At 66.5% G+C, this 7,003-nt stretch carries 6 protein-coding genes; 2 read left to right on the forward strand and 4 right to left on the reverse strand.

Annotated elements, in window-relative coordinates; all coding sequences use genetic code 11:
* Positions 1-63: 63 nt before the first annotated feature.
* Both GGR43_RS15610 and GGR43_RS15615 read left to right on the forward strand, forming a co-directional pair.
* Entirely contained in the window at positions 64-2,454 is a 2,391-nt protein-coding gene (locus GGR43_RS15610) for a TonB-dependent receptor (protein WP_188072914.1), read from the forward strand.
* A gap of 83 nt (positions 2,455-2,537) precedes the next feature.
* Complete coding sequence (locus GGR43_RS15615; protein ID WP_246343797.1) at positions 2,538-2,984, forward strand: hypothetical protein; 447 nt, start codon at positions 2,538-2,540, stop codon at positions 2,982-2,984.
* A gap of 57 nt (positions 2,985-3,041) precedes the next feature.
* Here GGR43_RS15615 and GGR43_RS15620 read toward each other — a convergent pair whose 3' ends face one another.
* From GGR43_RS15620 to GGR43_RS15635, 4 genes are read right to left on the reverse strand one after another with little or no spacing between them, the layout of a single operon-like run.
* A complete protein-coding gene (locus GGR43_RS15620) occupies positions 3,042-4,283 on the reverse strand; it encodes an MFS transporter (protein WP_343054503.1) in 1,242 nt (413 codons plus the stop codon).
* Complete coding sequence (locus tag GGR43_RS15625; protein ID WP_188072915.1) at positions 4,280-5,083, reverse strand: SDR family oxidoreductase; 804 nt, start codon at positions 5,081-5,083, stop codon at positions 4,280-4,282. The genes GGR43_RS15620 and GGR43_RS15625 overlap by 4 nt, the downstream gene beginning before the upstream one ends.
* Positions 5,080-5,982, reverse strand: a complete 903-nt coding sequence (locus tag GGR43_RS15630; RefSeq protein ID WP_246343799.1) for a DUF8021 domain-containing protein — start codon at positions 5,980-5,982, stop codon at positions 5,080-5,082. The genes GGR43_RS15625 and GGR43_RS15630 overlap by 4 nt, the downstream gene beginning before the upstream one ends.
* Entirely contained in the window at positions 5,979-6,602 is a 624-nt protein-coding gene (locus GGR43_RS15635; RefSeq protein ID WP_188072916.1) for a nuclear transport factor 2 family protein, read from the reverse strand. The genes GGR43_RS15630 and GGR43_RS15635 overlap by 4 nt, the downstream gene beginning before the upstream one ends.
* Positions 6,603-7,003: the final 401 nt, after the last annotated feature.

Raw genomic sequence — 7,003 nt, forward strand, 5'->3', positions numbered from 1 at the left:
GTTCGCAAGGCATGGGTCCGCTCGTTCCGCGCAGCCCGTTTCGTGGTGGGAGGATAAGATACAATGAATGCCGGTCTAAAGACTTATTTCGGACGGAGCGTCGCAGGGGCGGCGGTCGCGTTCGCCCTTGTTTCCATGCAGGCTCATGCGCAGGAGGAAGCCGCGCAGGCCGATGACGCGGCGGCTTCGGCCGTCGGCATGCAGGATATCGTCGTTACCGCGCAGTTCCGCGGCCAGCGCCTTCAGGACACGCCGATCGCGATCACCGCGACCACCGGCGAAACGCTGGAGGCGAAGAACCTGCAAAGCGTCACCGACCTCACCGGCGTGGCGCCCAACGTCAACCTGACGGCGGCGACCGGCCTCAACGGCAGCGCGGTGCAGGCCTATATTCGCGGCGTCGGCCAGAACGACTCCAACTTCGCGCTGGAGCCGGGCGTCGGCATCTATATCGACGATGTCTATTACGGCACCACCTTCGGCGCCATTCTCGACCTGACCGACCTCGACCGCGTCGAGGTGCTGCGCGGGCCGCAGGGCACGCTGGCGGGCAAGAACAGCATCGGCGGCTCGGTCAAGCTGTTCAGCCGCAAGCCGGACGAGAATGGCGGCGGCTTCGTCGAGGCGAGCACCGGCTCCTATGACCGGCTCGACCTGCGCGCCAGCGCGGGCTTCACCATCGCCGACGGCCTTTATGCGCGTATTTCAGGCGTTTCGAAGCGTACCGACGGCTTTATGAAGCTGCTCGATTATGGCTGCGTCAATCCGGGCGAAGGTATTGCGTCGACGCGCGGCGGCACCGATTGCCAGACCGGCACCGAGGGCGGCATCGACGTGCAGGGCATCCGCGCCGCGTTGCGCTATGCGCCCGCCGGCTCGCCGCTGGAAATCAACCTGATCGGCGACTATGCGCAGAATAATTCGGAACAGGTCGCGACCAAGCTGATCTACGCCAACAACCCGGCGGTGCGCAGCTATGACGCGGCCGATCCCAATGGCGGCGTGCCGATGGACAGCCGCTTCATCACTGGATCGAAGAGCTATACCAGCTATGCCAGCTATGTTTCGGGCGGCAATTACACGACCGTGTTCGGCACCCCCTATCAGGTGCAGCCCGGCGACTTCGTGTCCAGCCCCCGCAGCACGGCCAAGAGCTACGGCATTTCCGGCTCCATCGACTATGCGCTGTCGGATACGCTCAGCCTGAAGTCGATCACCTCCTATCGCAAGGCGAGCGGCACCAGCGGCATCGATCTCGACGGTTCGCCGCTCAACGTCGTGCTTCAGCAGTTCAGCTACAGCCACAAGCAGTTCACGCAGGAACTGCGGCTGAGCGGCAAGGTGGGCGATTTCGCCGATTACACCGTGGGCGGCTATTATTATGACGCCGACGATCTCCAGACCGGCCGCAACCAGATCATTTCGCCGCTGTTCGACTTCCTGCTCAACGATCCGGTGACGAACAGGAGCAAGTCCGTCTTCGCCCATGTCGAACTGCATCCGGCGCCCGATTTCAACATCATCGGCGGCATCCGCTACACCGACGACAAGAAGACCTATCAATTCTCCCGCCGCAATCTGGACGGCTCGCTGCCGTCGGGCATCCCGCTGACCATGAACTGGCTGCTGGCGGGTCTGGACGGCGAGACCGGCACCTACAAGGGCGACCGGGTCGATTACCGTATCGGCGCCAATTACCGTTTCAGCCCGGAACTGATGGTCTATGCGCAGTTCTCCACCGGCTACAAGGGTGGCGGCATCAACCCGCGTCCCTATACGGTGGACCAGATCACCACCTTCGACCCGGAAACGCTGAACGCCTATGAGGCCGGGTTCAAGGCCGACCTGCTGGACCGCAAGGTCCGCCTCAACGGCGCTGTGTTCTTCAACGATTACAAGAACCTTCAGATCAACCGCTATTTCTGCCCGGAAACGGCGAGCTCGACCTGCTCCATGCCCGCCAATGCGGGCAATGCCGAGGTCTTCGGGTTCGAAGCGGAACTGAGCGCCCAGCCGGTCGATGGCCTGATGTTCGACGCGTCGGTCGGCTATCTGGACTTCAAATATACCGATGTCGATCCCACCACCGGCGTCACGCTGGACATGGTGGCCCCGTTCAATCCGAGCTGGCAGGCTTCGGCCGGCCTGCAATACAGGGTCGATCTGGGCAATGCCGGTTCGATCACACCGCGTCTGGACTGGAACTATCAGTCGAGCTTCTATTTCAACTCGGTCAACAATGCGGACAACCAGATCGAGGCGCGCAGCCTGTTCAACCTGCGTGTCAGCTATCGCGATGTCGAGAGCAGTTGGGAGCTGAGCGCGGGCGCGACGAACCTGTTCGACAAATTCTATTATGTCGGCAAGAGCGAGAATGTCGGCAATTACGGCCTCAACACCGGTGCTCTGGGCCGTCCGCGCGAATGGTTCGTGACCCTGAAGCGCAATTTCTGATCGCAATCACCTGTCGTCCAATGCCCCGGAGCCCGTGCTTCGGGGCATTTTCATTTTCGAGACACAAATCGGGGATCGGGACCATGAAGCCACTCTATCATGTCAGCCGCATCGTCTATGGCGGCTGGTATCTGTTTTCGGGCATCGAATATTTCCTGCCCTATAATCTCCAGCCGCTGGGCAACACGCCGCTGGGGCAGGAATTCACGCTGGCGCTGATCCACAGCGGCCTGTTCGCCTGGATCAAGGTCGCCGAGATCGCCATCGCGGTGGCGGTGCTGGCCGACCGGGCGATGCCGCTGGCGGCGGCGGCCTCGGTACCGCTCACCATCGTCATCGCCTATTGGAATTTCGTGCTGGAATGGGGCGTGGTGGAGGTCGTGTTCGGCACGCTGACCATCCTGTTCAACGCGGCGCTGCTCTGGCCCTATCGCGCCTATTACTGGCCGATGCTGACGGCGTGGAAGGGGCGACGCGATTTCGGATATCGCCTCATGCCGGAAAGCCCGGCACCGGACAGCGGCGACTGACTTTCGGCGAGGAAGGATGGAAAAAGGCCGGTCCGGCGATGGTCGGACCGGCTTTTTTCATGCGGCGGCGCGGCCGTATCGCTGCGCCACCGGGATCAGCGCCGTCATCGCCAGGCAGGCGAGGGCGGGCATGGCGGCGATCAGGAAGAAGGCGGGCACGCTCATCCCCGCGCCGATGATCGCCCCGCCCAGCAGCGGCCCGCCGATCGCCCCGATCCGCGCCACCGCGACGCCGAAACCGATGGCGGTGGAGAGCAGCTCGCGCGGGAAAAAGCCCGTCGCCACCGCCAATATCGCCAGATGCGCGCCGCTGATGCCGCCGCCCGCGATCAGGATCAGCGCGCCCCAGCCGATCGCGTCCGGCTTCACCACGCCGAACAGCGTGAAGGCGACGGCGATCAGCGCATAGGTGCCCGCCAGCGCCTTCACCGCATGGCCGCGGTCGAGCAGCCGGGCGAGGATCAGGCCGATGACGAAGCCGCCGAACTGCTGGAGCGAGAGATAGCGCGCGGCGGCATCCACCGCGAAGCCCGCCTGCGGCAGCAGCGTGGGCAGCCAGCTCGTCACCAGATAGAGCGCGAAGGCGTTGATGCCGTAGAGCAAAGCGAAGACCGCCGCCGGCCAGAGCAGCGGCGGGCGCAGCAGCCGGGCGAGCGGGATCGCGCCTTTGCCGGGGCTGGCGGGCCGCTCCCCGCGCGGGGCGTCGGCGGGCAGCCACAGGCGCAGCGCCACCGCCAGCAGCAGCGTCAGCGCGCCGGGAATGGTGAAGATCGCGCGCCAGCCCGCCAGCGCGACCAGCGGCGGCACGATGAGCCCGGCGAGGATCGCGCCGACCGAGATACCGAGCGACACCACCGTCAGCGTGCTGGCGCGCCGGTCGGCGGGCGCCAGCTCGGCGGTCAGCGCGGTGACATTGGGCAGACAGGCGCCGAGCGCCATGCCGTTGACCAGCCGCCACAGCGCGAATTCCGCGACCGTCGTGCCGCTCGCCGCGCCGAGGATCGTCAGCCCCAGCACCGCCGCGCCCAGCACGATCACGCGCCGCCTGCCGAGTCGGTCGCCCAGCGGCGCGAGCAGCACCGCGCCCAGCCCCAGGCCCAGCAGCACGGCGGACAGGGCGAGGCCGAAATCGGCGGGCGGCAGATCGAAAGCCCTGGTCACATGCGGCACGGCGAGCGGCATCGCCGCCAGATCATAGCCGTCGATCACCATCACCAGCGCGCAGAGCAGAAGGCTGAGCAGCGTGCGCGGGGTGAAGCGCTCCGCCGCGCCGGACGCCGGGAGGGCGGTGGCGGTCACGCCTCGCCGCCTTCCGCCGCCAGCAGCGCGGGCAGATCCCAGTCGACGTCGAGATAGCGCCCGGCGAGCGCGTCGAAGCGCCCGCTCGCCAGATCGACGGTCAGCGCCTGCAACTTGCGCATCGCCGCCTCGCTCGCCTCCGGCGTCACGTTTTCGAGCAGCGCGACGAGCGGCGCGGCATGGCTGCGCGCATCGGGGGAGGATAGCGTCTGCGCCGACATGTCGGTCAGGATCGTGCCGGGCTGGATCGCGAAGGCGCGGATCCCTGCCGCCCGCCGCTCGGCATCGACATGTTCGGTCAGGCGGATCAGCGCCGCCTTGGCGATCGCATAGGCCGATGCATTGGGCGCGACGAAGGTCCCCGCCTGCGAGGCGACGGTGATGACGCGCCCGCGCCCGGCCGCCAGCATCGCGGGCAGCGCGGCGGTGATGCAGTGGAGCGCGCCCAGCACATGCACCTGCTGCGCGGCCCACCAGCCGGCGGGGTCGACATCGCCGATCGGGCCGAGCGGCCCCTGCACCCCGGCATTGTTGACCAGCAGCGTCGGCGCGCTCAACTGCTCGCGCGTGCGCGCGAAGGCGGCCTCGACGCTGGCGCGGTCGGTGACGTCGCAGCGGATGGCGATGGCGCGGCCGCCCGCCGCCTCGATCGCCGCCGCCGTCGCCTCGATCTCGCCGACGGAGCGGGCGGTGACCGCGACCGCCGCCCCGGCCTGCGCCAGCGCCTCAGCCATGCCGCGCCCCAGCCCCCGCCCGCCGCCGGTGACGAAGGCGACCTCGCCGTCCAGGCGCGCGCTCATGCCCGCCACTCCGGCGCGTCCCAGGGGGAGGGCATATGATAGGGCACGGTGATGAAATCGGCCTCGATCTGCCGGATCGCGCCCCGCTCGATCTTGAACAGTTCCGACAGGTAGAAGCTGTGCGGGCGGCGGATATGCGATTCGACGCGCGTGCCGTCGGTCAGCTCATAATCGGTGAGCGCGCCCCTGTGATCGATGAAGCCGTGCGCCAGCACCAGCCCACGCTCCACATCCACCAGCGGGAAACGGCGGCCGCGCAGCCGGTCGTCATAGCGATACCAGCCGGTGCGGAACTGCTCCTCGCAGCCCAGCTTCGCGATGGGCAGCATGAAATCCGGGTTGTTGGTCGTCTGCGTGCCGTTCTCGACCCGGTTGCAGTCGGGGTGGAAGCGGGTGAAGAGCTGGCCGTCATTCCGCTCCAGCGTCGAAAAATAGCCATTGGCGACGCTGATGAGGCGCTCGCGGCTCATGCGCTCTTCGGGCGGGACGATCTCCTCCAGCACCGGTTTGCGGTAGAAGCGCGGGTTCGGAAATTTGAGCGCCTCGTCCGCCTGGCGCACGATCACCAGCTCGACCTCGGCGATCGCGCCGCCCGCATCGACGCCGAGGCGCACCGCCGCGCCCGATTCGTCGTTCGTCTCGATGAAGCTGGTGAAGAGGCCGACCTGCCCGGTCAGCGGGTCGGCGAAGCGCAGGTCATAGTCCCCGCGCCCGGTGACGGTGTTCCAGAGCCCGTCGCCGACATGCAGCGCGACATTGTTCTCGCTGTTGCGCACCACCGGCGCCCAGCGCGCGCGGGAGGGATCGCGGGCGAGCAGCGCGTCGAGCCAGCCGTCGAGCGCGGCATAGAGGCTTTCCCGGCTGTGCGGGGCGGGGCGGGCGTTGCGCATCGCGGTCATCGGCCCGCCCCCCGTGTCGGGTGTTCATAATGGAAGGGCGGGATGAATACCTCCGGAAAGGCTTCATAGTCATGGGTCGGCGGCAGGTCCGGCTCCAGCCCGTCTGTGCGGCGCAGCAGCGGCACGCCGCCATGGTTCAGCCCCTTGTCATACTCGCAATAATAGGTGACGAAGCCTTGCAGCTTCGCGATGTGCCAGGTGCCGTCGATGCGGCGATAGGCGTTCTCATAGGTCGCTTCGCCCCAGCGCGCTTCCTTGCCGAGAAAGGCGATGTGGATGAAGGTGCGCCAGCGCGCCTGCGCCGTCTCGCCGTCCGGGGCGATATGGATCACGGGCTGCAACTGCATATGGTTGAACAGCGTGCCCCGGCCATGGGCGGGCAGCGCATGGAGATAGCGCCGCACCCGCTCGCGCCCGATATAGACGCCGCGCCCGGCGATCTCCAGCGTGCCGTCCGGCGCGAACAGGTCCGCCGCATCGTCCCACAGGCCCTTGTCGACATAATAGCCATAGGCGGCCTGAAGGTTGCAGATCGCGATATGGTCGCTCGCGGCGCGGGCTTCGCTGTGCAGCGCGGCGACTTCCCGCCGCAGCGCGTCCAGTTCCTGTTCCATCGGCATGTTCTCTCCTCGGCCGGATGATGGTGAGATGGTGTCCGTATTGTGTCGGATCGCGGCTTGATCGTAACACATGTTATAAATGACGGAGCCGGATCGTAAAGCCGCCCGCACAAAATTTTGCCGCGGGACGTTGCGCATAATAGTAACGGACGTTAATATGATGGTCATGAAGGAAGCAGGGACCGGCCGCGCCGTCCCGTCTCGCAGCAAGAGAGGATATATAGGATGACGCCATCAGGGATAGAGGTTGGTCATGCGGATCGGCTTTACATAGGGGGTTTGTGGGTTGAGGCCGCGAGCGGACGCATGATCGAGCTGGTATCGCCTAACAGCGAGGAAGTGATCGGCCATGTGGCCGAGGCGGACGAGCAGGACATGGACCGGGCGGTGGCGGCGGCGCG

This window comes from Sphingobium jiangsuense, assembly GCF_014196495.1.
GTDB lineage: Bacteria > Pseudomonadota > Alphaproteobacteria > Sphingomonadales > Sphingomonadaceae > Sphingobium > Sphingobium jiangsuense.

Bases quoted from the DNA above. Each gene is read 5' to 3' on its own strand.
- GGR43_RS15630 (WP_246343799.1), bottom strand. From the start codon at position 5,982: ATGACCGCGATGCGCAACGCCCGCCCCGCCCCGCACAGCCGGGAAAGC.
- GGR43_RS15635 (WP_188072916.1), bottom strand. From the start codon at position 6,602: ATGCCGATGGAACAGGAACTGGACGCGCTGCGGCGGGAAGTCGCCGCG.
- GGR43_RS15610 (WP_188072914.1), top strand. From the start codon at position 64: ATGAATGCCGGTCTAAAGACTTATTTCGGACGGAGCGTCGCAGGGGCG.
- GGR43_RS15615 (WP_246343797.1), top strand. From the start codon at position 2,538: ATGAAGCCACTCTATCATGTCAGCCGCATCGTCTATGGCGGCTGGTAT.
- GGR43_RS15625 (WP_188072915.1), bottom strand. From the start codon at position 5,083: ATGAGCGCGCGCCTGGACGGCGAGGTCGCCTTCGTCACCGGCGGCGGG.